Below are 23,698 nucleotides of genomic sequence, written 5' to 3'. Positions count from 1 at the left end.
TTCCCCTCAAGCCTTGATCGTAGGACGTACAGTTACGTCACCACCAGTCGCACCAGGAATCGCACCTTTAACAACAAGAACTGAACGCTCTGTGTCGATAGATACAATTTCAAGACCCTGTACAGTTACGCGTTCAGCACCTAAATGGCCAGCCATTTTTTTGCCTTTGAATACGCGACCAGGAGTCTGGTTTTGACCTGTAGAACCTAGAACACGGTGAGAAACAGAGTTACCGTGAGTAGCATCTTGAGTACGAAAATTCCAACGCTTAACACCACCTTGGAAACCCTTACCTTTAGACTGACCAGTAACGTCAACGATCTGACCTACTGTGAACAAATCTACACCGATAGTTCCGCCAACTTCACGACCTTCAAGGTCAGCTTCTGTAGCACGGAATTCTTGAACTAAACGACCAGCAGCAACACCCGCTTTAGCGAAGTGACCTTTCTGAGCGTTAGTTACGCGAGATTCGCGACGTTCACCAGTAGTAACCTGAATTGCTTGATAACCATCTGTTTCAAGCGTTTTGATTTGAGTGATGCGGTTAGGATCAACCTCAATCACTGTAACAGGTACAGAAACACCAGCATCTGTAAAGATACGGGTCATACCGCACTTGCGACCGACTAAACCAATAGCCATGTGCATAAACCTCTAAAAAAGCGGCCTAATTAACTTAGAGTGTTAATTAACCGAAAGCCTTAACCCAATGCAATCTGAACATCAACACCAGCTGCTAGATCTAATTTCATCAACGCATCAACAGTTTTATCTGTAGGTTGAACAATGTCGATCAAACGCTTGTAAGTACGGATTTCATACTGGTCGCGTGCATCTTTGTTTACGTGTGGTGATGTTAAAACGTTGAAGCGTTCGATGCGAGTTGGCATCGGGATTGGACCACAAACTTGTGCGCCAGTACGCTTAGCGGTTTCTACGATTTCTTGAGCAGATTGATCAATCAGACGATGATCAAAAGACTTCAAACGGATACGAATTCTCTGGTTAGACATACCAGTTAACTCCAAGCCAAATATATAAAGAATCACCCTTGACGCATCTCACCCCACTAATTTAAGGCAAGTGTCAAAGGCAGTGAATTATCACTAAGGTCATGATCGATGCCACGACTGTCACGATGTTAACTACTTTCTTCGCAGTTAACCCCCTTGCATAAAGGGTCGCCCATTATAACGATTGTTTAATGCATAAGCAAATCTCTTTTTGGCTTTATTGCTTTATTTTTCACGCTCTGCCGATTTTTCTTTTTAAAATATACGATTAGCACTTTATATATGAGTTAGGCAGCATTCCTATCCATTTATTGAGTGTAAATTTAGACAATCTGCATTTTGACCATTCCAACCATCCCTGACAGCAGAAATCGTCATCGCCCTGACCTAACTTTCTTTTCTGTGTTTGCGCCACAATCCATGACTTTATTCTCGAAGTTTGCTTTGTGCTAAAACATAATCTATTGCACGATTCATTAATTGGTTGCCTGCCTGAAATTGTGCCGCAGACATCTGTTTTAATTCATGCGCGGGTTGTACATACATGCCCGAAAATGCTGGTTTCATTTCGGCATTGTCTAAAAACAGCTGCAAAGCTTGTGGGGTAATTTCTGGATGGAATTGGAATCCTAGTACATTTTTCCCAATTTGATACAGTTGATTGGTGCAAGCGGCATTACTGGCAAGTCTTACCGCGCCCTTAGGTAATTCAAAAGTTTCGCCATGCCACTGCATCACTGAGATTTGATCAGGCATTTGGAAACAGCTTTCTGGTATATTTTCGACTTTATAGACAGGATGCCAACCGCGCTCCTGTTCAGGATTAGGACTCACTGCTGCACCCAACGCATTGGCAATCATCTGCCCACCTAAACACAAACCGATTGCAGGTTTACCCATCGCCAAATAACGCCTAATCCAGCGTTTTTCTGTTTTTAACCATGGATAATGTACTTCATCATTTACACTCATGGCACCGCCCATCACAATTAACAGGTCAATATCTTCAACTTTGGGTAAGGCTTCAATTTCAATATTTTGCTCAGGCGGTAAAGCAAAAAATTCGGTTGCAGTGATATGCGCCCCCATCTGCTTTAAATAGTCATAGCAACTTCCAAAACCTTCACCTGCACTATGCTGAAAATAATGCACGCTTAGTGGTGCTTTCATCTGGATCATCCTTTGTATTTTCTATACTTCAGCTTCTGCAAAAATAGCGCCAAGTTCAAGGCATGTCTTGTAGTGCAGCTTTTTATAGCCTAAAGCCAGTATTTCTCTTAAGCTAAACTCAATATTTGCTTATTTTCTGAGTGAACCTGTGAAGAAAAATGCTCAAACTGCTTTAATTCATGCACCAAGACGTGCCCCACAATATATTCAAACGGTACAGCCTCCCCTATTTCGTGCATCGACCATTATCTTTGAAAACACAGATGCACTGTTTAATCGACACTGGACTGATGCTTATGATTATAGCTATGGCACACATGGCACACCGACTACATTCACACTCGCTGATCAGATTGCGCAATTAGAAGGTGGTGAATACTGCTTACTCGCACCAAGCGGACTATCAGCAATTAATTTGGTGAATTCCTGCTTTTTAAGTCAAGGCGATGAAGTTTGGGTGGCTGACAATATTTACGGCCCAAACATGGAGCATTTACGCAATTTAGAGCAGCGTTACGGCATCACCGTTCAAGTCTACAATCCAATTGATGTCGATAGCTTTCAACCTTCTGCCCAAGCCAAACTGATTTGGCTAGAAGCGGCAGGTTCGGTCACACTAGAGTTTCCAAACCTAACTGCATTAGTCAAAAAAGCCAAATCACATCACATGCTCACAGCCTTAGATAATACTTGGGGTGCAGGACTTGCGTTTAATGCTTTCGATTTTGGTGATGAACATTTAAGTGTCGATATAAGCGTCCATGCCCTGACCAAATACCCAAGTGGTGGTGGTGACATTTTAATGGGGTCTGTCGTGACCCGTGATCAACACTTACATCATCAACTGTTTCGTATGCATGCCATTCAAGGTATTTGCGTATCGGGGGATGATGTCGCGCAAGTACAACGCAGTTTGGCTTCGATGCAACTACGTTATGAGCACCAAGCAAAAAGCACAATTGAATTACTCAACTGGCTGAAACTACAACCACAATTTGCTCAGGTGTTGCACCCTGCCGATGCCACATCTGCGGGGCATGCGTATTGGAAAGAAATTTGCCGCGATGGACACAGCGCAGGTTTGGTCAGTGTGATTTTTAAGCCTGAATATGATTTAGCCGCTGTACGCCAATTCTGTGATGCACTATCTTTATTTAAACTCGGCTTTAGCTGGGGCGGCCCCGTAAGTTTAGTGATGCTTTACGATCTCAAGTCCATGCGTACCCTAGAGCACTCTCACTTGGCTGAAGGATTATTGGTGCGTTTTTGTATTGGGCTAGAACATCCTGCAGATTTAATTCAAGATATTCAAAATGCCTTACAACGCTTCAGCGACTAGTGCAGCACAGATCATCATTTTAACAATAGCTATATAAATCAGGATAAAAATATGAGTACAGCAATCGTTATTGGTAAAAAAACTGCCGACGTTCAACAAGACGTGGTTTTACATTCACAGTTTGCCAACCGCCACGGTTTAATTGCAGGTGCAACAGGTACAGGTAAAACCGTCACCTTAAAAGTCTTGGCAGAAAGCTTTTCACGAATTGGTGTACCCGTATTTTTAGCCGATGCCAAAGGCGATGTTTCCAGTCTAGCCAAAGCAGGCAGCAGCAGCCCAAAGTTTGATGCACGTATTCAGAGCTTAGGTATCGAAAGCATTCCGTTTGCAGCATCTCCTGTGGTGTTTTGGGATTTATTTGCCGAACAAGGTCATCCGATTCGTACCACCATTTCTGAAATTGGCCCGTTATTATTGGCGCAAATGCTGAACCTGAATGACACCCAAGAGGGCGTGTTGTCTGCGGTATTCCGTATTGCCGATGATCAGGGTTTATTACTGATTGATTTTAAAGATTTAAAAGCCATGCTGACCTATGTCAGCGAACACGCCAGTGAATTTAAAGCTGAGTATGGCAATCTTTCTCCAGCCAGTTTGGGTGCGATTCAGCGCAATTTACTGGCTTTAGCTGATCAGGGCGGTGATAAATTCTTTGGTGAGCCGAGTTTGGATATTTTGGATTTTATTCAAACTGACAGTCAGGGACGCGGCAATATTAATGTTTTGGCTGCAGACAAACTCATGAACACGCCAAAACTGTACGCTACCTTTTTATTATGGATGTTATCGGAACTGTTTGAACAATTGCCTGAAGTGGGCGATATGGACAAGCCAAAACTGGTGTTCTTTTTTGATGAAGCACACTTGTTATTTGACAATGCCAGCAGCGCGCTACAAGAAAAAATTGAACAAGTGGTACGCTTAATTCGCTCTAAAGGCGTGGGGATTTATTTTGTGACCCAAAACCCACTGGACTTGCCTGAAAGTGTATTGGGACAATTGGGTAACCGTGTTCAGCATGCCCTACGTGCTTTTACACCCAAAGACCAAAAAGCGGTAAAAACTGCCGCAGATACATTCCGTGCCAACCCAGACTTTAAAGTTGAACAAGCCATTACCGAACTTGCGGTAGGTGAAGCCTTAATTAGTTGCTTAGATGAACAAGGCACACCGCAAATTGTAGAACGTGCTTGGGTAATGCCGCCCTACTCATCGTTTAGCCCAATTAGCACAGAAGAACGACAAGCCTGTATCAGCCAGAGTGTTATTGCAGGTGTGTATGAGCAGCAATTAGATCGTGAAAGTGCTTATGAAATGCTGCAACAAAAAGTTGAACAACGTCAGCAACTAGCCGCAGCAGCAGAACAAGCTAAAATTGAAGCCAAAGAAGCTGAAGCTCGCGCCAAGCAAGAGGCAAAAGAAGCCGAAGCACTCGCCAAACAACAAGCGCGCGAGCAAGAACGTCTAGCCCGCGAACAGCAAAAAGAAGCAGAACGCGCTGCCAAACAGCGTGAAAAACTGACTCAAGATATTGTGGGTACCTTTGCCAAAAGCGCAGCACGCAGCTTAGGCGGTTCTACTGGGCAGAAAATTGTACGAGGTTTGTTAGGGTCATTATTTGGTAAGAAATAGCATGTTATAAACGATGAGGTTTGTATAGATTTCATTCATGGATGCACCATCCAAAACCTAAATGAACACTTACAAACCTCTCGCTGTCACATCTACAAACCCCATAAAAACTTTAAAAATAATGGGATATTTTTATAATCCATATTTTTTTTAAGGTTTCACAAAAAAATGTTTGCAATCCTTATTTATAAGATGTATTTTGAATACATCTTATAAATAACAGCCATGAGAGATCGAACATGACTCCACAGCAAATTGACCTTGTAAAAGCAACTGTTCCTGTACTCCGTGAAAATGGTGTCGCACTGACTGGTTATTTCTATAACCGCATGTTGGGGAATAATCCTGATCTAAAAGAAACCTTTAACATGGGTCACCAACGTAGTGGTGCGCAGGCTCAAGCGCTTGCAGGTGCTGTATTGGCTTATGCTGAAAACATTGAAGATCCTTCTGTGCTTGCGCCTGTGATTGAATTGATTGCCCACAAACACGTGAGCTTAAACATTCAAGCACCTGACTATAATATTGTGGGCGAAAACCTACTTCACTCTATTAGCGAAGTATTAAATATTTCAATGGAAGATCCTCTAATTGATGCATGGGCAGCTGCTTATGGTCAGTTAGCAGAAGTGTTTATTAATGCTGAACGTGCAATCTACGAACAACACGAACAAACTAAAGGCAGCTGGTTAGGCTGGCGTAATTTCAAAATTGCCAAGAAAGTTGTAGAAAGTGACGAAATCACTTCAATCTACTTCGAGCCAGTAGATGGTGGCGATTTACCAAAATACGAAGCAGGTCAATATATTTCAGTACGCGTATTTGTACCTGAACTTGGCTTGAAGCAACCACGTCAATACACGCTATCGACTAGCCCACAACAAGATTACTTACGTATTTCTGTAAAACGTGAGCCAGGCAATGGTGCAGATAAAGTTGCAGGTTGGGTATCGAACGTATTGCACCAATTACCAGAAGGTTCTGAAGTTGAAGTATCTGCACCAACAGGTAACTTCTTCCTCATCGACAGCAACAAACGCAATGTCTTCATTAGTGGCGGCGTTGGCTTAACACCAATGATTGCAATGTTGAATCAATTGGTGACTTTAGATGTGCCACAACCTGTGACATTTATTCACGCATGTCGTAGCAAACAAGTACATGCCATGAAACAGCATCTCCAAGACTTAACTGCAAAATGTCCACGTATTCATACGTTGACTGCGTATGAGTTCCCGAACGAAGGTGATGTACTGGGTCAAGATTACGATGTTGCAGGTCGTTTAGACCTCAGCACTGTAGATGCAGCGCTGTTACCAGCCGATGCAGATTACTACTTATGTGGTCCAATGCCATTCATGGCAGAACAGCGTAAAGCTTTACTTGCGCGTGGCATCAAAGATGAGCAAATCCATAGCGAAGCGTTTGGTACAGGTGGTGTTCGCCACTAATCTAAAGCGTTAAAAGCTAATAGGTAAGGCTAGTCTAGTTATGCTAGACTAGCCTTAATTTATTTGTATTTAAAAAAAACATCTGTGCGATCATGCAATTAAATAAATTCACCGACTATGCGCTGCGTATTTTAATGTATATCTCGCGTCCTCGAGATGTACCCTATACCATTGCGGAAATTGCACAGGATTTGCATGTTTCCCAGAACCATCTGGTAAAAATCGTTCACTTTATGGGTAAGCAAGGATGGCTCATTACCACACGTGGTAAAGGTGGCGGGATTCGCTTGCATCCTGAAGCATTGCCTTTGCGTTTAGGTCATGTGGTGAGAATCCTGCAAGGTGAAAATCAAATTGTAGAGTGTAATACCCCGCCCTGCGTGCTGCGTGCGCAATGTGGACTAAAAGGCATTCTCAATCAGGCAATGGAACAGTTTTATCAAAGCTTAGATCAATACAGCTTGGGTGAAGTGCTACAGCCTGTACCCAATTTACAGTTCAGTACACAATCTCCAATCCCGCTGATTCATCTTTAAAGTAACTTAAACGGTCAAAGCAATATCATCCTAGATGTTGCTTTTTTCGGGCATTCAGAGCGCAAAGGTCGCTTGCCTGTATGACTTGCTTTATAATGCCTGTTTGTAGACCATGAATTGAAGTTAAGTTATGCACCATAGCAGAGGAAAATCGAAAAACAGTAAGGCAGCAGCACAGCCACGGCAGAAAATTAGCTACGAGAAAAAAGTAGACCCTGCCATTACTGAATACTCTGTTCGCGCCTTAAACTGGCTGCGTAAAGCCGAGTTTTTAATGAGTGCGCCTAAACTGAATTTATGTGTAGAAGATACTGGCTACGAAGTGGCTTTTGCAGGACGCTCCAACGCAGGTAAGTCCAGTGCAATTAATGCTTTAACCAATCAAAAACAATTGGCACGTGCTTCTAAAAAACCGGGGCGCACCCAAATGATCAACTTCTTTAGTTTGGGCAACCCTGAGCAGCGCTTGGTCGATTTACCCGGTTATGGTTATGCAGCCGTACCTGAAGCCATGAAAATTGTGTGGCAAAAAGAACTCGAAAATTATTTGATTCATCGTAAAAGCTTACAAGGCTTGGTGTTACTAATGGATATTCGCCATCCCTTACAACACTTTGATGTGATGATGCTGGAATGGGCATATTCACGTAAATTGTTCGTGCATGTATTGCTCACCAAATCGGACAAACTCAACCGCGGCCCTGCCAATAAAGTATTGCTTGAAGTCAAACAGCAGTTGAAAAAGATGAAACTAGATTTCTCGATTCAATTGTTTTCATCACTCAATAAGCAAGGTTTGGAAGAACTTGCGAGTGTGATGGGCGGACGTTTGAACTTTACCTTAGAACAAGCGCATCAATTTGATTTAGACAGCATTCCAGAAGCGACTGGCGATGATGTTGATGTTGATGTTGATGTTGATGTTGATGTTGATGTTGATGTTGATGTTGATGTTGATCAGCCTGAATTTTTAGAAACTGACTATTTAACCGCATCTGATACCGAAACCAAATAGTCCGTTAAATTACTGACTATTGGTCTATAACATAAAGTCCTATTCGCTCAATCTCGAATAGGACTTTTTATTTGCATGTCCACTTTCAGTTTTACGCCGTAATCACAATCTCCCTCTCCACCAAAGTTGCACTTTACAACGCAGCCAGAAATGCCCTACTGTCAAGATCATAACAATTAAACGCTTAAACAATTACATAAGATAAGGAGATCAAACATGCAGGCACACATTTCAGTGATTACCTTAGCGGTAGAAGATTTACAACGTGCACTCGATTTTTACCGCGACGGCTTAGGACTTGTAACTGAAGGTATTATTGGACAGGAATTTGAACAAGGTGCGGTGGTCTTTTTTGAACTGCAAGCAGGCTTAAAACTGGCTTTATGGTCTAAACAAAGTTTACAACAAGATACAGGCTTAACAGGTACAGCCAGCAGTGCTGCACAAATCACTTTAGGACATAATGTACATAGCCCACTCGAGGTCGATCAGGTATTGAAACAAGCAAAAAATGCAGGTGCGAAAATTTTAAAACCTGCACAGAGCACCTTTTACGGCGGTTATGCAGGTTATTTTCAGGACTTAGATGGTCATATTTGGGAAGTGGCCTACAGCCCATGTTGGGATTAATCTGCTTTGGCTCATGTCTTTGCATAGCACAATAAAACAGGATGATGCTGAAAACTTGATTCGATTTTAAACCCATTATCAGGAATGCAGTGCAGGGTCATCACGAGTATGCCGATCGACCACCACACTAATCATCATATCGCCCTGCACATTGACCACAGTACGCACAGTATCCAACAAACGGTCGATCGGCAATAAAATCGCAATCGCTTCTGCAGGCAAGCCCACCGATTGTAATACCATAATCATCGTCACCATACCTGCGCTTGGAATACCAGGCGCGCCCAAAGAAGCGATCATGGCTGTGGCACAGACAATTAATTGCTGTCCTAAACTTAAATCCAGCCCCATTAAATTGGCAACAAACAAAGCCGCTGCAGCTTCATACAATGCCGTTCCATCCATATTCAGTTGTGTACCTAACGGGATCACAAAGCCTGCAGTTTGCGGACGCACACCTAAATTTTCCTGCGCACATTTCATCGAAAGTGGCATAGTGGCAGAACTGGAACTGGTGGCAAAAGCCGTAATTAAGGCAGCACGTGTGCCTTTAAAAAAGGTGATCGGATCCATTTTGCCAAATATCCACAACAGCAAAGGCAAGACCACCACACCATGAAAAATCGTGGTGCCCGTGACCACTGCAGCAAACTCTGCCAAACGACTCAGGACTGAAATATCTTCGGTTGCAACCAACTTAGCCAATAAAGCAAAAATCCCCAAAGGTGCCAGTTTCATTACCCAGCCAATCATCAACATCATAATTTCAAAAAATTGCTGACTGAGTTTACGTACCGTTTTAAAGTGCTCCCCGCCTTTGACCAGCGCCACACCCACCAATAAGGCAAATATCACCACTGCCAAAACATTACCCTCGGCAAAAGCTTTAAACGGATTGATTAAGGTGTTTTGAATGAAATTGGTAAAAAACGAAGACGGCGTAAGCGTGTCTGGGCTTTGATGCTGCGCCATAGCATCTTGAAACATCACAATATCTACGCCTTTACCCACTGCAAATAAATGCGCACACGCCAAACCTAAAATTAAAGCCAAAGTCGTGGTGGTGACACAACACGCCAACGTAATTTTCCAGACTCGACTCAATTGCCCTACAGCCTGTAAGTTCGACACACCGACCACAATTGAGCTAAAAATTAGTGGGATCAGCAGCATTTTCAGTAAACCAATAAAAATACTGCTCATTAAACCAATGCCATACAAACTGGCGCTAAAAAATGTGCTGTCTGGAAATAGATTCAGAATAAAACCAAACACCACACCCAAAATTGCGGCAATTAGAATTTGTGTATTGAGGCTCATACGCAATTGAGTTTTTTAATGTGATGTGTGGACTATGCCATGTGGCTGAAATTGAATCGAGTATTATTTTTCTAGCGCACTTTGATTAGGTTCAGATCGTGCTTCAGGATGTAAAAAAGCCGACATGAATGTCGGCTGATGAATGTAGATTTTAAAGGCTATATTTTATTGCGTTTCGATTTCACGTAAACGAATCAAGCCTTCCTGACTGGTGCTACACACCAATTCACCATTTTGCCACATGCGCCCAAAGTTCAAACCACGCGAACTAGTGCTAATGGTGGCTTCCATGTCGTACAGCATCCAGTCATCCACACGGAACGGTTTATGGAAATACATGGCATGGTCAATACTGGCACACTGCAAACTTGGTGATAAATAGCTCAAACCATGCGGACGCAGTGCTGTGGTCATTAACGTGAAGTCTGAATAAAATGCCGCAATTGCCTGATGCAAAGACACTTCATCCACCTCTGGTGAAATGCTGTCATGGGTACGAATGTAGTGTGCATAAGCAGGTTCTTCAGGCTGCGGTAAAAATGGATTGCTCGGATTAATCGGGCGAATCTCCACCAAGCGATCACGCATAAAACTGGCACGCACATTTTCAGGTACAAACTCGACAATATGCTGTTTGAGTTCCGCTTCGTTTTTTAAAGCTTCTGCTGCAGGATAGTTTGGCTCTGAAATTTGATAATTCAGACCGTCTTCCAACGGCGCAAAGGACACCATCGCAGTAAAAATGGTACGCCCATGCTGAATGGCACGTACTTGACGGCTAGAAAAACTTTTACCATCACGCAAACGGTCAACTTCATAAATAATAGGTGCGTTGACATCGCCACCAAACAAGAAATAGGCATGCAATGAGTGCGCAGGACGATCAGTGGTATAAGATGCAGCACGTAAAGCCTGTCCCAAAACCTGTCCACCAAAAACACGTTTACCCACCAAGTTACGACTGATACCTCGGTAGATATTTTCTTCTAACTTTTCTAAACAAAGAAGTTCAACCAGCTCTTGTGTGAGTGCGTTCATAACTAACCTATGTATGGCGGAAATTGGGGATGCGGGATCGAAGTCGATGAAAAAATAAATCGTCAAAATAAACTGACTATTTTAAGCCTGCTATTTTGCCATAGATTCTGCATCTTTTACCCATCAAAGACTGACCGCTGTGTCACAACTTAGCCGATCAATTTTGCTAAAAATACGATTTTCAACGATAAAATCTAACAATATTCATGCAAATTATCTAAAAATGCAGCGCGATTATTAGATACAATGACGCAAAATAAATTCCCTACTGGCTAGGGACTTAGGTGATGAAGTAGGAGTGAATATGTCCAAGCGTGGTTTTGGTCAAATGTATCGTCAGCTTTCTGGTAAGCTGCTTGACCTTGTGGTGACACCGCATGTTTTGGGTGAAGTCCCTGTCAAGGATGCGCAAAGTGTAGACTCAAATGCCACTCGCACCAAGATAACTTGCTACGTATTGCAAAATCACTCACGCAGCAATGCCTTGGTGGTCGATGGCGAAACACGTCGCTTAAAACTCACGCCTGCGCTTGATCCATTGGTGATGGGTTCACATAAAGAAAAAGCCTCGATTCTGTTTTTACAGCATCACGATGAGAACAACCTACTCAATCCACCACCTTATGCTTTTCCGCCACGCTTGTTACGTTTAATTGAACAATTAGAACAACACCCAGAACTTGATATTGAATTGGTACCTGTGACCGTGTTGTGGGGACGTTCTCCAGACAAAGAGGATTCGTGGTTTAAACTACTGTTTACCGATACGTGGGCAACGCCTGGCACAGTCAAGCAGTTAATGAATATTGGGGTGCATGGTCGTCAGTCTTATTTGGAATTTCACGAGCCACAATCATTACGCGCTTTAATTGAACATGCCAAAACTGAGCATCCGAACCTGTCGCCTGCGACCTTTATTGTTAACACTCTAAATAATTACTTAGATGGACAACGTGAAGTCGTACTTGGCCCAGACTTGTCTGACCGCCGCAATGTCATGCTCAGTCTGATTAAATCTCCCGATGTGCAAGATGCCATTCGTCGTGAAAGTTTACGCAGTAAAATTAGCGTGATTGAAGCCGAGCGTCGTGCGATTGGTTATTTAAATGAAATCGTGTCGGACTACTCTCATGCAGCGGTACGCTTTGCCGATATGGCACTGACCCGCTTATGGACACAATTGTACGATGGCGTGGAAGTGCATAATTTTAGTACCGTGCGCGAACTGGCCAAAGACTATGAAATTATCTATACCCCATGTCACCGCAGTCATATCGACTATTTATTGCTGTCTTATGTGATTTACAAACGCGGCATGATGGTGCCGTACATTGCTGCGGGCGATAACCTGAATATGCCATTTGTAGGTCAATTGCTTCGTGGTGGCGGTGCGTTTTTTATCCGTCGTACTTTCCGTGGCAACGGCTTATACACAACCGTCTTTAAAGAATATTTATTCAGTATTTTGTCGCGTAACACGCCGCTTGAATACTTTATTGAAGGTGGACGTTCACGTACAGGCCGCTTGTTGCCACCAAAAACAGGCATGCTCGCCATGACCATTCACAGTCATTTGCGTGGTCGTGCTAAACCGATTGCTTTTGTGCCAACTTATATTGGTTATGAACGCCTGATGGAAGGTTCAACCTATGTCGGTGAAATGCAAGGCAAGCCAAAAGAATCTGAATCGCTAATGGGCATTTTAAAAACCATGCGCAAGATTGAACGGATTTTTGGCAAGGTGCATGTCAATTTTGGCGAACCTGTGTTTTTAGATGATGTTCTAAAACAACACGATGCCGAACACATCAGCATTGAAAAAAATGATGATCCTATTCCACCACAAGTGTCAGATGCAGTGAATACTTCGGCACATGCGATTTTGGAAAACATTAACCGTGCTGCGGTAATTAACCCGGTATCTTTGTTATCGCTGATTTTACTGGCAACACCAAAACATACCTTGGATGAAGAAATTTGTGTGAAGCAGTTAGACACTTACCGTAATCTGCTCACTGCCCTGCCTTATGATGAGCGCACTCAAGTCACACCATTATCGGGTAAAGAAATTATTGCCTACGGCTTAAAACTCAAACTGATTAAACGAGTGCAGCACGTTTTGGGCGATATTATCGCGATTGAAGACCATCAGGCGGTGTTACTCACCTACTTCCGCAACAATATTTTGCATGCCTTTGTCTTACCATCTTTAATTGCAGCATTGGTGAAACATAATGGTTCGATTCGTCGTGGTGATTTAATCAACGTCATTCGTACTTTATATCCGTTCCTGAAAGCTGAGTTGTTCTTGAAATGGCAAGATCAGGAACTCAAAGAACGGATTTGTGCCTATGTAGAAGCGTTAATTCAGGCCAAATTGATTTCTGAAGATGCGGAAGGCAACTTAATTTCACCTGCACCAAATAGTGAAGACCATAACCAGTTGGTAGTATTGGCTGCACCTGTAATGCAGAGTTTAGAGCGTTATTACATGACACTGGCGCTGATTACACAACGCGGCTCAGGCAATATTTCGGCACGTCAGGTCGAAGAACTCAGCCATTTGGTCGGTCAGCGTTTGTCGGTGCTGTATGAATTCAACTCACCTGAATTCTTTGACAAAGCCTTGTTCCAAAGCTTTATTAAAGTCTTAACTCAGCAAGGTTATATCAGCACCAACAGTGACAATGCGATTGTGTTTGATGATAACTTTAAAAACGTCGCACAATACGCCAATTTGGTGTTGGATGATGTGACTTTACAGATGCTGCAACACATCACCACCTTTAGCGATGAAGAATTGCGTGAGGCGTTAGAAGCACTTGCTGCACAACAAGCAAAAAAACGCTTGAAACGTAAGAAGAAGTAATTTTTAAGCTTCTTCTCTTACGCCATAAATGGCTCAGGCAGAAAGTTGGGGATGAGGGTGAATAAAAGCTCAATATTTGAGATTTTAAAAATCACCTCTCGCTAGCCCTTTCCTAGCAAGAGAACTTTTATTCTCCGATTTCAGGTGAATCACTTTGCGTAATTCTTAGATGATCAAAATAATCCTCATGTTTGCGCTGAAATCCTGTTTTCTCCATGCGCGTAGCAAAAATCCGCTTCCCTGTTTCTCTCTCACTTTCCAACACCAACTCAGGTAAATTGAATTCACGCTGAATCTTTAAAATCATTTCATGCAAAGGCTGAGCTTGGTTATTGCTGCAAATATAAACTGGTTCAGGATGTTCCACGTGAAGCAAATGTGCCAAAAAACTTGCCAAATCATCAATATGAATTCGGTTTGACCAATGTATATTTGGGTAACTTTGTGTGCTTTCCGCAAGTTTGAGCATGCGTGCAGTCGAAGTGCCATAAATACCCGAAGGACGTACGATCACACATTGTTCAGGATAAGCCTGTTGCCACAAGTGTTCCATCTGCAACAACAACTGCCCTTGTACATCATTCGGCTTAGGCACAGTATCATCATCAATACATTCACCTGCGTTTTCGCCATAAACCCGTGTAGATGACACCACAATAATTCGCTTTACAGGATGATCTTTTAATGCAGCGACAATCGGCTGCACAGAATCTACATAAGTCTGTTGATACGCTTCTACAGAACTCAAAACCGTATTCCGAGATGGTGCAAGTAATACATAAACGGCATCAACAGGTTGAGTCTGTGATAAATCGAGCTGTTGAATATCTTGAAGCAGATGCGTCATATCAGGATCTGTTTTCGGACTGCGGCTAATTGTGGTAATTTGATGACCGAGCGTAAATAGTTGTTTTGCAACACGCTGCGATGTTTTACCATAACCAATAAATAGAATATGCATTCAGCACCTAATCATAGCATTTGAAGTTGAGGGGACATGGCTGCAGTCCATCAGTTGCAAGGGGTAGGCTCTGCCTCTGCTGCATTACTCGAAAAACTAAATATTTTCACCACAGATGACTTGCTGTTTCATCTACCGCGTGACTATGAAGATCGTAGCACGATCATTCCCATGAACCAATTAAACGTGGGGCGCAGCTATTTACTCGAAGGTGTGGTTAAAGGGGTCGATTTTCCACCGGGTAAACGCAAGTCGATGGCGGTCAATTTAGAAGATGAATTTGGAAAAATCACCTTACGTTTTTATCATATTTATAAAGGTATTACAGATCGTGCCAAACTCGGCAATCGTTTAAGAGTATTTGGCGAAGTACGGGTTGGGGCGCGTGGTCTGGAAATGTATCACCCCGAATTACAACTGATTACTGAACATACCCCACTGCCTAAAACCCAACTGACTGCCATTTACCCAAGCACCGATGGGCTGACCCAAGCCAAATTACGTGAATACGTCAAACAGGCCTTGACACAGCATAGTGATGATTTGCCTGAACTCCTGCCTGAAAAAATGACCAATGGCTATGCACTCAAACAGGCGTTGGATTATATTCATCATCCACCTTTAAATGCCAATATGCTGCAATTGGCACAAGGCTCTCACCCTGCACAGCAACGCCTGATTTTTGAAGAATTGGTGGCGCATCAAGTCAGTTTACTGACCCGACGGGCTTATATTCAGCAAATTGCCTCACCTGCCTTTTCCCCAAGTCAAAAACTAGCGCCTGCGTTACTCGGCAACATGCCATTTCAAATGACAGGTGCACAGCAACGGGTTTCGCAAGAAATCATGCAGGATTTGCAGCGTAATAAACCCATGCTGCGCTTGGTACAAGGTGATGTAGGTGCAGGTAAAACGCTGGTCGCTGCAGTCGCAGCGTGTCATGCGCTAGAAGAAGGTTGGCAAGTCGCGCTGATGGCACCCACTGAAATTTTGGCAGAACAACATTATCTGAACTTTCAAAAATGGTTTGAACCATTGGGCTTAACAGTGGCATGGTTGTCTGGCAAACAAAAAGGCAAAGCACGCGCAGCGGCTGAACTGAGCATTCAAGATGGTAGCGCCAATTTGGTGGTTGGGACACATGCGTTATTTCAGGACAATGTGCAATTTGCCAAATTAGGTTTGGTGATTATTGATGAACAACACCGTTTTGGGGTCGATCAACGTCTGGCTTTGCGCAATAAAGGTGCCAATCACACTACACCGCATCAATTGGTGATGACTGCAACGCCTATTCCGCGAACTTTAGCCATGTCCGCCTATGGCGATTTGGACACTTCGGTGATTGATGAACTACCGCCAGGACGTACGCCTATTCAAACGGTGACTATTCCGCTAGATCGTCGTGAAGAAGTCTTACAACGTATTGCCAGCAATTGTGCCGAAGGCAAACAAGCCTATTGGGTCTGTACCTTGGTGGAACAATCGGAAACCTTAGATGCACAAGCTGCCGAAGTGACTTTTGCTGAAATTAAAGAACGCTTTCCTGAACTGAATATTGGGTTGGTACACGGTAAAATGAAAGCCGATGAAAAACAAGCCGTCATGCGGCAATTTAAAGACAATCAACTACAATTACTGATTGCCACCACAGTAATTGAGGTCGGGGTCGATGTACCCAATGCTTCAATTATGGTGATCGAAAATGCCGAGCGTTTAGGACTTTCACAGCTGCATCAGTTACGTGGACGAGTCGGACGGGGTGCCAAAGCCAGTTTTTGTGCCTTGTTGTATAAAAATCCACTTTCGCAAAATGGACAAGAACGCTTGCGGATTATGCGCGAAACCAACGATGGTTTTGTGATTGCAGAAAAAGATTTAGAACTGCGTGGCCCTGGGGAACTTTTAGGAACCAAACAAACGGGAGATATGGGCTTTCGGGTGGCTAAATTAGAACGGGATGATCATTTGCTGGCACAGGCGCATCATGTGGCACAGCAAATTTTAAACGATTATCCTACACATGCCGAAGCTTTGCTAAAACGCTGGCTGCCTGAGGCACCACGTTATGCCTATGTTTAAACGGATTGCAGTCCTAAGATGACTCAGCCGATCAATCTACTACAATGCGGCATACAATGGCTGCGCCAACTGCAACCGTGTCAGCTCTGCCATAGCGACACGCAATGGCAACATTCGGTCTGTCAAACCTGTTGGCAACAATTGCCGTGGCGTAGCCAAGCGGTACAACGACAAGAAATGCAGATTCAAGTCACTTTTGATTATCACTATCCAATTAATCGCATCATTCAACAATTTAAATATGAACAGCAGTTACATTACCAACTGCTTTTAGTAGGCGCGCTAAAACAACTGTCTTATCCTAAAATCCAAGCCATTGTACCGATGCCAATTTCCACTGCCCGCTTGACTGAACGCGGCTACAATCAATCTTTATTGTTGGCAAAAGGACTAGCGCGGCATTTAAATGTCCCGATTTGGCAACCTGTGACCCGCTTACAACAGCACGCGCAAAAAGGCTTAAGTCGCTTAGAACGATTGGAAGACATCCAACAGCAATTTCAAATTCAGGCTGCGCCTAAAATCCGTTTTCGTCGGGTTTTAATTGTGGATGATGTGGTCACGACGGGCAGTTCAATTCATGCACTCAAACAGCAGTTGCTCAAGCTCGGCTGTCAAAAAGTCGAGGCGGTTTGTCTGGCCAGTGCTGAATAAAAAAACTATTCGGTTGAATATGCTCAACGCATTAAAAAGTTGAACTTAAAATATAGAAGAATGATCAACTGCTCTTAATTTTGTTGTAAATATTGTTTTAACCACGGCATCACCACTTCACGGGTCAGCGGTGCCAACAAAGTATCTTGATCATCCAAATCTACCCACTTCATTTCGGCAATTTCAGCAGCAATTTTTGGTGCCTGATCAAGCTGAACCCAATACACATAACTGACCAAACGGCAGTCGGGCTCATTGGCCGTTGCTGTTTCATAGCGTCCAATAAATTGTTGAATTTGCGCCTGACAGCCAATTTCTTCGGCAATTTCTCGCAACATGGTCGTTTCAGGCGCTTCATTGGGTTCTAATTTGCCACCGACCTGCATAAAACACGCGGTATGCTGTTTACGCACCACCAATAACTGCTGTTTGACATTTAAAATAATTGCAGCTGCAACGGTAATGATGTTGTTGATCTCAGCCATTTTATTTCGCCAGTTCCTGCTGCACCCACTCTAGCTCAGGCACTTCCCATTTCATTTCAGGAACACGGTATTGTTCAAATTGCTGCAAAATATTGTCAATACAATTCGATACAATCAATGCCTCACAAAAACGTGGCTGAGTAAAACCTTTTTCAGAGGTCTGTCTTAAAAACTTCAGCAAATCATCATAAAAGCCAGCTACATTAAAAAAGGCACAGGGTTTTGAGTGAATTCCTAATTGTGCCCACGTCCATTGCTCAAAAATTTCTTCTAAAGTTCCAGAACCACCCGGCAAAGCAATAAAGCCCTCGGCCAATTCTGACATTTTTATTTTGCGGGCATGCATGTTTTCTACGATATGTAATTCGGTCAAATGCGGATGCGCCAATTCATGCTCTGCCAAACTTTCAGGCATGACACCAATTGCACGCCCACCTGCGGCCAAAGTACTATCTGCCACCACACCCATTAAGCCTGAGCGTCCACCGCCATAAATTAAAGTTTTGCCTTGTGCAGCCAATGTTTCACCCACTTTTCGTGCATTTTCAACAAAAACTGAATCTTTTCCTGGGGCAGAACCACAGAAAATAGCAATTGACGACATCATTTTTTCACCATGTTATCTGGCTGTCATGCCATAAAATTAAACTTCAGGGAGATTTTTAAATAAAATAGCATTCTGAGCAGTGTATTTAGTAAGATCCTTGTCTAAAATACACCCATCCACAAAACCCATACTGCGCAAGGAGAAAAGACGAATGCTTGAAGCCTTTTATGCCACAGAGCGCGGTAGTCTGGAAGATGCCACCATTAACGGTGGTTTTGATTTGCATCCAGATCTGGTCTGGATTGACCTGATTGCCCCTTCACAAGAAGAACAGCAATGGGTACTAGACGCATACTCACAAAATTTACCAACCTTAAAATCTTTGGAAGATATTTCATCTTCAGCGCGATTCTACCGTGATGATGACGGTATTTTACACATTAGTACCTATTTTTTAACTAAAAATAAAAACTATCAAGTCGATGGTGAAACTGAAGACAATTCCAGTATTTTAGCCACAGTGCAAACCGTTGCCTTTATCTTACATAAAGAACACCTGTTTACCCTACGCGGTGAAAAATTAGTGGCATTTCGGGCATTTCGGGCACGGGCACGACGTAACGACTACGAAATTGATTATAAAGACCCGACTTGGGTGCTTTTAGGCTTGCTTGAAGCCAAACTGGACGAACTTGCGGATATCTTAGAAGATATCCACAAGGACTTGGAAAAGTATTCCACAGAAGTTCTGAATAACCGTCATCGTGAGCAAATTTTAGACCTCGATGACATGATTACCCGACTGGCACAATTAGAAGACATGCTTGGAAAAGCGCAATTGTGTTTGATTGATTTACGTCGTGTCCTGACCTTTTTGGCACGTCCGCGTGCGTTGGGTAGTCATATTTACGATGCCGACATTCGAGAACTCAGTGAAGATGTACGCTCACTGGTCGAACACGATGCCTTCTTATTCCAAAAAGTGCGCTTCTTGCTCGATACCACTTCAGGCTTCATTAACACCGAACAGAACGACACGATTCGTCGATTCTCGATTTTACCGAGTATGTTAGCGCCACCGATGCTAGTTGCCAGTGTTTATGGCATGAACACCGACGTGTTACCTTTTGCCAAAGGCACCACCAGTTTTATAGTGGTCAGTATTATTTTAATTGGCTTCTTTATTGGCCCATTAATTTACTTTAGATGGAAAAAATGGATTTGATGCCTTTTATTCCCTCTCTTTTTAGGTTTAGGAGAGGGTTAGGGAGAGGTTTGCAATCTTTTCTCTCCTTTTAGAAGCGGGTTAGAAAGGTTTGCAATCTTTCTTCTCCTTTTAGCAGCGGGTTAGAGAGCTTTGCAAGCCTACCTCACTTGAATAAAGCGGGAAACTAAACGCAATAAAAAAGCACCTTACAAGAAGGTGCTTTTTTGATGGTTTTTTCAGTTTTAGACGATTAGCTGCAAATCATCTTGCAAATGACAGGCTTGAATGATCTTCATCATTTTTTCAGGAACCGCTTTAAACTGTAAGCCTTTGGCTTCAGGCGTCTGACGCAACCATTGCACCAAAACGGCCAAAGCTAAAGTACTCCCGTGTTCTAGCTGCGCCAAATTGACCACCAAAGGCAACTGCTGCTGACGAATCAACTGCAGACCTTTTTGGTAATATTGCTTTACATTACTGAAATCTATTTTTCCAGAAACACATAATTCCTGATTTGATAATTCAATCACGCCACACCTAACCTATTTTTTCTTTTCAACAGCAGCTTCTGCATCTGGCTTAAAGGTTGCAATGGCTTTATCAATATTGCCGCCATTACGCTTCACGTTCGCTGCAAACTGGTTACGGAATTGCAAACCTAAATCAATACCCGACACGTTAATGTTACGGATTTTCCATTGGCTGCCTTTGTCTGCCAACTGGAATGACACAGGAATTTTTTCACCATTATGCAAGAAGTCAATGGTCACCACTGGGTTCTTGCTGTTGGTCGCCTTATAAGGACGCATGGTGTAGCTTTGGTTGCTAAATTTCGCAAACGCTGTGCCATAGTTCTCAATTAAGGTTTCACGGAAGTTTTTCTCAAACTGCGCGCGCTGTGCTGCTGAACTGTATTGGTTCGTCGCATAAGTACCCATCACAATACGGGTAAATGCTTGCGCATCTACATACGGATCAAGGTTTTGACGCACAATCGTTTTGACCAATGCTGGATTGTTCTGCAATTTAGCATGATCTGCTTTTAAACGTGCAATCAAGCTATCGGCAACTTTTTTCACAAAAGCTGGTGGCGCTTCTGCAGGTGCAGCAAATGCAGTTCCTGCCAACATGGTTGAAAGTACACTTACCGCCAGAGTTTGCTTTAAAAGTGTTTTCACGGACAATCTCCTTCATTACTCAACAAATGACACTTCTGCATCTGTTGTTTCAGCTGTCGCTGTGTCTTTATCTGCGTCTGACGCTGCGTTGGATGTTTTCGCTGCACCGCCAGTAATAAACTTACTGATTAAATCTTCTAAATCCATGGTGCCTTGCGTGTTGGCAATACTTTCGCCACGCTTCACAAAGTTCAAACCACCACCTGGAACCACTTTGAGATATTTCTCACCCAATAAACCATTGGTTGCTACCATTATGTAAGCATCTTCATCAATACTGGTGATGGATTTCATGTTACCCAACAGTTGTTGTTCCATTTCTTTTTGTTGCTGAGGATTTGCTTCTTGGTATTCTGCACTGTAGCGCAATTCTTCAAGCGCATAATTTTGCACTGTTTTTAGTTGTTCAGGATTAAAACTGGTCAACTTGCCATCTAGTTCAAATTCAACTGTAGCCAAACGCGATACAGGGTCTAAAGTAATATCATTGACACGACCAATGGTGACACCGCTCATAGTAACTTTGGCGCGTGGTTTTAAACCATTCACGTTGTCAAATGTTGCTGTCATATTGTAACTGTCGCGCAAATTGGTACCCACCAATCCACTGACTTTCATGGCCAAGAAAAACAATGCAATGCCTGTCAAAATGACAAATACACCTACGGCCAGCTCACTTGTACGTGATTTCATTAAACACCTCCGAACATGACCGCAGTCAACACAAAATCAAAACCTAAAACACATAATGAAGAATACACCACGGTTCGTGTGGTCGACGTCGCAATGCCTTCCGATGTTGGGACACAGGCATAGCCTTGATATACTGCAATCCAAGTACAAATTAATGCAAAAACAAAACTTTTAATAATTGTGCCGTTAAAAATATCTTTATAGAACTGCACGCTGCTTTGCATACCGCTCCAGAAAGAACCTTCATCGACACCTAGAAAATCAACCCCGACCATTTTGCCGCCCATAATGCCAATCGCAGCGAAAATAATGGAGAGCATTGGCAGACTAACAATCCCAGCCCATAAACGTGGTGACACAATACGCTTGAGTGGGTCTACCCCAATCATTTCCATACTGGCCAATTGTTCTGTGGCTTTCATCAAACCAATTTCTGCAGTTAAGGCAGAGCCTGCACGCCCTGCAAATAACAGTGCAGCCACTACAGGTGCAAGCTCACGCAACAAAGTCAAAGACACCATCGTGCCCAACATGGCTTCCGAACCAATATTGACCAAAATGGAGTAGCCTTGTAAGCCCAATACCAAACCAATAAATAAACCCGACACCGCAATAATCAATAATGACATCACGCCAACACGGTACATTTGGTACAGGAACAGCTTCACCCCAAGTATGGTTGGCATTGAAAATAGAATTTGCAACAACATTTGGGTGGCGACACCAATGCCACGAACACGCTCAATGACGCGTTGACCTAATGCGGCAATAGCATTCATGAACGCACCTCATCACTTAAATAAGCCCGATGGCTAAATTGATAATCGACTGGCCCTTCGGCAGCGCCTGTTAAGAACTGACGCACAAATGCCGATTCATGCTGTTTTAATTCTGCAGGTGTACCTTCGCCCTGAATCACGCCTTCCGCGATAATATAAATGTAGTCGGCAATTGATAAAGTTTCGCCAACATCATGCGAGACGATGATGGTGGTTAAATCCAACGCTTCTCGCAAGGAACGGATTAAACGGGTCAACACACCTTTTACAATCGGGTCTTGCCCTGCAAACGGCTCATCGTACATGATCAATTCAGGGTCTAACGCAATCGCACGTGCCAATGCCACACGACGGTTCATCCCGCCTGAGAGTTCTGCAGGCATAAGTTGTTCTGTACCACGCAAACCGACTGCTTCAAGTTTTAAAGCCACCAATTCTGCAATTAAATGTTCAGGCAACTGGGTATGTGCACGCAATGGAAACGCGACGTTTTCATATACGCTCATATCGGTAAATAACGCACCGCTTTGGAATAACATGCCCATACGTGCGCGCGCAGCAAATAACTCCTGACGCGACATTTGCGCAAGATTTTTTCCATCCAGAAAAATATCACCATGATCGGGAGTCAACTGACCACCAATCAAACGTAATAACGTGGTTTTACCAGTACCTGAAGGTCCCATAATGGCAGTAATTTGACCACGGCGAATCTTTAAACTGACATTTTCGAAAATGACACGTTTCCCTCGTTTAAAGCTCAGTTCATTGACTTCAATCAATGACGGCTCATGTTGAGGCATTGGATTATTCATAGCTGAGGGTCTTCCTGCATTTTTTCAGCACGCATACTATAAAGGATTGAAGCGCAAAATGTTATCTAGCAAATTTTTAAAAACTGTGCACGTATTGTTCAAGCAGTCTTATTATTGTTATTTAAATCACTTTTAGGACAGCAACAATTTAAAAGTAAGAAGAAATAATATAATACATTAAATTGCATAAGATGAGTGCTAAACCAATATACGGCATCATTCCCTCTCTCGTCTGCATGAGCAATCGTAAGCTATTGATGTTCATAATTAGCAAATAG

Annotated in this window: 23 protein-coding genes; 10 read left to right on the top strand and 13 right to left on the bottom strand. The window is 43.1% G+C overall.

Features of this window, described 5'->3' with window-relative positions:
- Positions 1 to 6 precede the first annotated feature (6 nt).
- The 3 genes from rplC to FTU35_RS05015 all read right to left on the bottom strand — a co-directional run bounded on the left by rplC (position 7) and on the right by FTU35_RS05015 (position 2,186).
- On the bottom strand, positions 7 to 645 hold the full coding sequence (rplC, locus tag FTU35_RS05025) for a 50S ribosomal protein L3 (RefSeq protein WP_026438075.1): 639 nt from the start codon (positions 643 to 645) through the stop codon (positions 7 to 9).
- A 59-nt stretch (positions 646 to 704) separates the two neighbouring features.
- Positions 705 to 1,016, bottom strand: a complete 312-nt coding sequence (rpsJ, locus tag FTU35_RS05020; protein ID WP_000070912.1) for a 30S ribosomal protein S10 — start codon at positions 1,014 to 1,016, stop codon at positions 705 to 707.
- 426 nt (positions 1,017 to 1,442) lie between these two features.
- Positions 1,443 to 2,186 (bottom strand): type 1 glutamine amidotransferase, encoded by a 744-nt coding sequence (locus tag FTU35_RS05015; RefSeq protein WP_154320302.1) that lies wholly within the window; start codon positions 2,184 to 2,186, stop codon positions 1,443 to 1,445.
- 148 nt (positions 2,187 to 2,334) lie between these two features.
- On the opposite strand from FTU35_RS05015, the gene FTU35_RS05010 reads away from it, so the two are divergent.
- The 6 genes from FTU35_RS05010 (at position 2,335) to FTU35_RS04985 (ending at position 8,792) form a co-directional block, all read left to right on the top strand.
- Complete coding sequence (locus FTU35_RS05010) at positions 2,335 to 3,525, top strand: PLP-dependent transferase (RefSeq protein ID WP_004974695.1); 1,191 nt, start codon at positions 2,335 to 2,337, stop codon at positions 3,523 to 3,525.
- Between the two features lie 51 nt (positions 3,526 to 3,576).
- Entirely contained in the window at positions 3,577 to 5,160 is a 1,584-nt protein-coding gene (locus FTU35_RS05005; RefSeq protein WP_154320301.1) for a helicase HerA-like domain-containing protein, read from the top strand.
- A gap of 239 nt (positions 5,161 to 5,399) precedes the next feature.
- Entirely contained in the window at positions 5,400 to 6,611 is a 1,212-nt protein-coding gene (gene hmpA / locus FTU35_RS05000) for an NO-inducible flavohemoprotein (RefSeq protein WP_004974691.1), read from the top strand.
- Positions 6,612 to 6,703: 92 nt separating this feature from the next.
- Positions 6,704 to 7,147, top strand: coding sequence for an Rrf2 family transcriptional regulator (locus tag FTU35_RS04995; RefSeq protein WP_004974689.1), 444 nt, complete (start codon positions 6,704 to 6,706; stop codon positions 7,145 to 7,147).
- A gap of 130 nt (positions 7,148 to 7,277) precedes the next feature.
- On the top strand, positions 7,278 to 8,162 hold the full coding sequence (gene yihA / locus FTU35_RS04990) for a ribosome biogenesis GTP-binding protein YihA/YsxC (protein WP_180064555.1): 885 nt from the start codon (positions 7,278 to 7,280) through the stop codon (positions 8,160 to 8,162).
- Positions 8,163 to 8,378: 216 nt separating this feature from the next.
- Entirely contained in the window at positions 8,379 to 8,792 is a 414-nt protein-coding gene (locus tag FTU35_RS04985) for a VOC family protein (protein ID WP_019836869.1), read from the top strand.
- A 78-nt stretch (positions 8,793 to 8,870) separates the two neighbouring features.
- Here FTU35_RS04985 and FTU35_RS04980 read toward each other — a convergent pair whose 3' ends face one another.
- Together FTU35_RS04980 and FTU35_RS04975 are read right to left on the bottom strand one after the other, a co-directional pair.
- Complete coding sequence (locus FTU35_RS04980) at positions 8,871 to 10,112, bottom strand: dicarboxylate/amino acid:cation symporter (protein WP_004974680.1); 1,242 nt, start codon at positions 10,110 to 10,112, stop codon at positions 8,871 to 8,873.
- Between the two features lie 165 nt (positions 10,113 to 10,277).
- Positions 10,278 to 11,150, bottom strand: a complete 873-nt coding sequence (locus FTU35_RS04975; protein ID WP_154320299.1) for an acyl-CoA thioesterase II — start codon at positions 11,148 to 11,150, stop codon at positions 10,278 to 10,280.
- A gap of 304 nt (positions 11,151 to 11,454) precedes the next feature.
- Here FTU35_RS04975 and plsB point away from each other — a divergent pair, with 304 nt between their 5' ends.
- Positions 11,455 to 14,019, top strand: a complete 2,565-nt coding sequence (gene plsB / locus FTU35_RS04970; RefSeq protein ID WP_004974675.1) for a glycerol-3-phosphate 1-O-acyltransferase PlsB — start codon at positions 11,455 to 11,457, stop codon at positions 14,017 to 14,019.
- 127 nt (positions 14,020 to 14,146) lie between these two features.
- Here the strand turns inward: plsB and FTU35_RS04965 are convergent, their stop codons facing one another.
- Positions 14,147 to 14,980 carry an NAD-dependent epimerase/dehydratase family protein gene (locus FTU35_RS04965; RefSeq protein WP_154320298.1) on the bottom strand — a complete coding sequence of 278 codons (834 nt, stop codon included), beginning with the start codon at positions 14,978 to 14,980 and terminating at the stop codon, positions 14,147 to 14,149.
- A 36-nt stretch (positions 14,981 to 15,016) separates the two neighbouring features.
- Between FTU35_RS04965 and recG the strand changes: the two genes are divergently transcribed.
- Together recG and FTU35_RS04955 are read left to right on the top strand one after the other, a co-directional pair.
- A complete protein-coding gene (gene recG / locus FTU35_RS04960) occupies positions 15,017 to 17,062 on the top strand; it encodes an ATP-dependent DNA helicase RecG (RefSeq protein ID WP_180008960.1) in 2,046 nt (681 codons plus the stop codon).
- Positions 17,063 to 17,080: 18 nt separating this feature from the next.
- A complete protein-coding gene (locus FTU35_RS04955; protein ID WP_179989136.1) occupies positions 17,081 to 17,716 on the top strand; it encodes a ComF family protein in 636 nt (211 codons plus the stop codon).
- Positions 17,717 to 17,790: 74 nt separating this feature from the next.
- Here FTU35_RS04955 and FTU35_RS04950 read toward each other — a convergent pair whose 3' ends face one another.
- On the bottom strand, positions 17,791 to 18,201 hold the full coding sequence (locus FTU35_RS04950) for an NUDIX domain-containing protein (protein ID WP_004974664.1): 411 nt from the start codon (positions 18,199 to 18,201) through the stop codon (positions 17,791 to 17,793).
- A gap of 1 nt (position 18,202) precedes the next feature.
- On the bottom strand, positions 18,203 to 18,805 hold the full coding sequence (locus FTU35_RS04945; protein ID WP_026438479.1) for a TIGR00730 family Rossman fold protein: 603 nt from the start codon (positions 18,803 to 18,805) through the stop codon (positions 18,203 to 18,205).
- A 154-nt stretch (positions 18,806 to 18,959) separates the two neighbouring features.
- Between FTU35_RS04945 and FTU35_RS04940 the strand changes: the two genes are divergently transcribed.
- Positions 18,960 to 19,973, top strand: a complete 1,014-nt coding sequence (locus FTU35_RS04940; protein WP_096901036.1) for a CorA family divalent cation transporter — start codon at positions 18,960 to 18,962, stop codon at positions 19,971 to 19,973.
- Positions 19,974 to 20,197: 224 nt separating this feature from the next.
- Here FTU35_RS04940 and FTU35_RS04935 read toward each other — a convergent pair whose 3' ends face one another.
- Genes FTU35_RS04935 through FTU35_RS04915 form a run of 5 tightly spaced genes read right to left on the bottom strand, consistent with a single transcriptional unit; the run spans position 20,198 to position 23,420 of the window.
- A complete protein-coding gene (locus FTU35_RS04935) occupies positions 20,198 to 20,485 on the bottom strand; it encodes an STAS domain-containing protein (RefSeq protein WP_180064554.1) in 288 nt (95 codons plus the stop codon).
- A 12-nt stretch (positions 20,486 to 20,497) separates the two neighbouring features.
- A complete protein-coding gene (locus tag FTU35_RS04930; protein ID WP_004974651.1) occupies positions 20,498 to 21,133 on the bottom strand; it encodes a phospholipid-binding protein MlaC in 636 nt (211 codons plus the stop codon).
- Positions 21,134 to 21,148: 15 nt separating this feature from the next.
- On the bottom strand, positions 21,149 to 21,826 hold the full coding sequence (locus FTU35_RS04925; RefSeq protein WP_096901228.1) for an outer membrane lipid asymmetry maintenance protein MlaD: 678 nt from the start codon (positions 21,824 to 21,826) through the stop codon (positions 21,149 to 21,151).
- A complete protein-coding gene (mlaE, locus tag FTU35_RS04920) occupies positions 21,826 to 22,605 on the bottom strand; it encodes a lipid asymmetry maintenance ABC transporter permease subunit MlaE (RefSeq protein ID WP_179989864.1) in 780 nt (259 codons plus the stop codon). The genes FTU35_RS04925 and mlaE overlap by 1 nt, the downstream gene beginning before the upstream one ends.
- A complete protein-coding gene (locus FTU35_RS04915; RefSeq protein WP_004974642.1) occupies positions 22,602 to 23,420 on the bottom strand; it encodes an ABC transporter ATP-binding protein in 819 nt (272 codons plus the stop codon). The genes mlaE and FTU35_RS04915 overlap by 4 nt, the downstream gene beginning before the upstream one ends.
- Positions 23,421 to 23,698: the final 278 nt, after the last annotated feature.

The sequence above is a fragment of the Acinetobacter sp. YH12095 genome (assembly GCF_013419245.1).
In the GTDB taxonomy this organism is placed as follows: Bacteria; Pseudomonadota; Gammaproteobacteria; order Pseudomonadales; family Moraxellaceae; genus Acinetobacter; species Acinetobacter towneri.
Note: the sequence above shows the minus strand (reverse complement) of the source record. Positions and strands in the feature narration are given on the sequence as shown.

What these genes read in the sequence shown, in the direction of transcription:
- rplC (WP_026438075.1), bottom strand. Translation starts at nt 645, where the DNA reads ATGGCTATTGGTTTAGTCGGTCGCAAGTGCGGTATGACCCGTATCTTT.
- rpsJ (WP_000070912.1), bottom strand. Translation starts at nt 1,016, where the DNA reads ATGTCTAACCAGAGAATTCGTATCCGTTTGAAGTCTTTTGATCATCGT.
- FTU35_RS05015 (WP_154320302.1), bottom strand. Translation starts at nt 2,186, where the DNA reads ATGAAAGCACCACTAAGCGTGCATTATTTTCAGCATAGTGCAGGTGAA.
- FTU35_RS05005 (WP_154320301.1), top strand. Translation starts at nt 3,577, where the DNA reads ATGAGTACAGCAATCGTTATTGGTAAAAAAACTGCCGACGTTCAACAA.
- hmpA (WP_004974691.1), top strand. Translation starts at nt 5,400, where the DNA reads ATGACTCCACAGCAAATTGACCTTGTAAAAGCAACTGTTCCTGTACTC.
- FTU35_RS04995 (WP_004974689.1), top strand. Translation starts at nt 6,704, where the DNA reads ATGCAATTAAATAAATTCACCGACTATGCGCTGCGTATTTTAATGTAT.
- yihA (WP_180064555.1), top strand. Translation starts at nt 7,278, where the DNA reads ATGCACCATAGCAGAGGAAAATCGAAAAACAGTAAGGCAGCAGCACAG.
- FTU35_RS04985 (WP_019836869.1), top strand. Translation starts at nt 8,379, where the DNA reads ATGCAGGCACACATTTCAGTGATTACCTTAGCGGTAGAAGATTTACAA.
- FTU35_RS04980 (WP_004974680.1), bottom strand. Translation starts at nt 10,112, where the DNA reads ATGAGCCTCAATACACAAATTCTAATTGCCGCAATTTTGGGTGTGGTG.
- FTU35_RS04975 (WP_154320299.1), bottom strand. Translation starts at nt 11,150, where the DNA reads ATGAACGCACTCACACAAGAGCTGGTTGAACTTCTTTGTTTAGAAAAG.
- plsB (WP_004974675.1), top strand. Translation starts at nt 11,455, where the DNA reads ATGTCCAAGCGTGGTTTTGGTCAAATGTATCGTCAGCTTTCTGGTAAG.
- FTU35_RS04965 (WP_154320298.1), bottom strand. Translation starts at nt 14,980, where the DNA reads ATGCATATTCTATTTATTGGTTATGGTAAAACATCGCAGCGTGTTGCA.
- recG (WP_180008960.1), top strand. Translation starts at nt 15,017, where the DNA reads ATGGCTGCAGTCCATCAGTTGCAAGGGGTAGGCTCTGCCTCTGCTGCA.
- FTU35_RS04955 (WP_179989136.1), top strand. Translation starts at nt 17,081, where the DNA reads ATGACTCAGCCGATCAATCTACTACAATGCGGCATACAATGGCTGCGC.
- FTU35_RS04950 (WP_004974664.1), bottom strand. Translation starts at nt 18,201, where the DNA reads ATGGCTGAGATCAACAACATCATTACCGTTGCAGCTGCAATTATTTTA.
- FTU35_RS04945 (WP_026438479.1), bottom strand. Translation starts at nt 18,805, where the DNA reads ATGTCGTCAATTGCTATTTTCTGTGGTTCTGCCCCAGGAAAAGATTCA.
- FTU35_RS04940 (WP_096901036.1), top strand. Translation starts at nt 18,960, where the DNA reads ATGCTTGAAGCCTTTTATGCCACAGAGCGCGGTAGTCTGGAAGATGCC.
- FTU35_RS04925 (WP_096901228.1), bottom strand. Translation starts at nt 21,826, where the DNA reads ATGAAATCACGTACAAGTGAGCTGGCCGTAGGTGTATTTGTCATTTTG.
- mlaE (WP_179989864.1), bottom strand. Translation starts at nt 22,605, where the DNA reads ATGAATGCTATTGCCGCATTAGGTCAACGCGTCATTGAGCGTGTTCGT.
- FTU35_RS04915 (WP_004974642.1), bottom strand. Translation starts at nt 23,420, where the DNA reads ATGAATAATCCAATGCCTCAACATGAGCCGTCATTGATTGAAGTCAAT.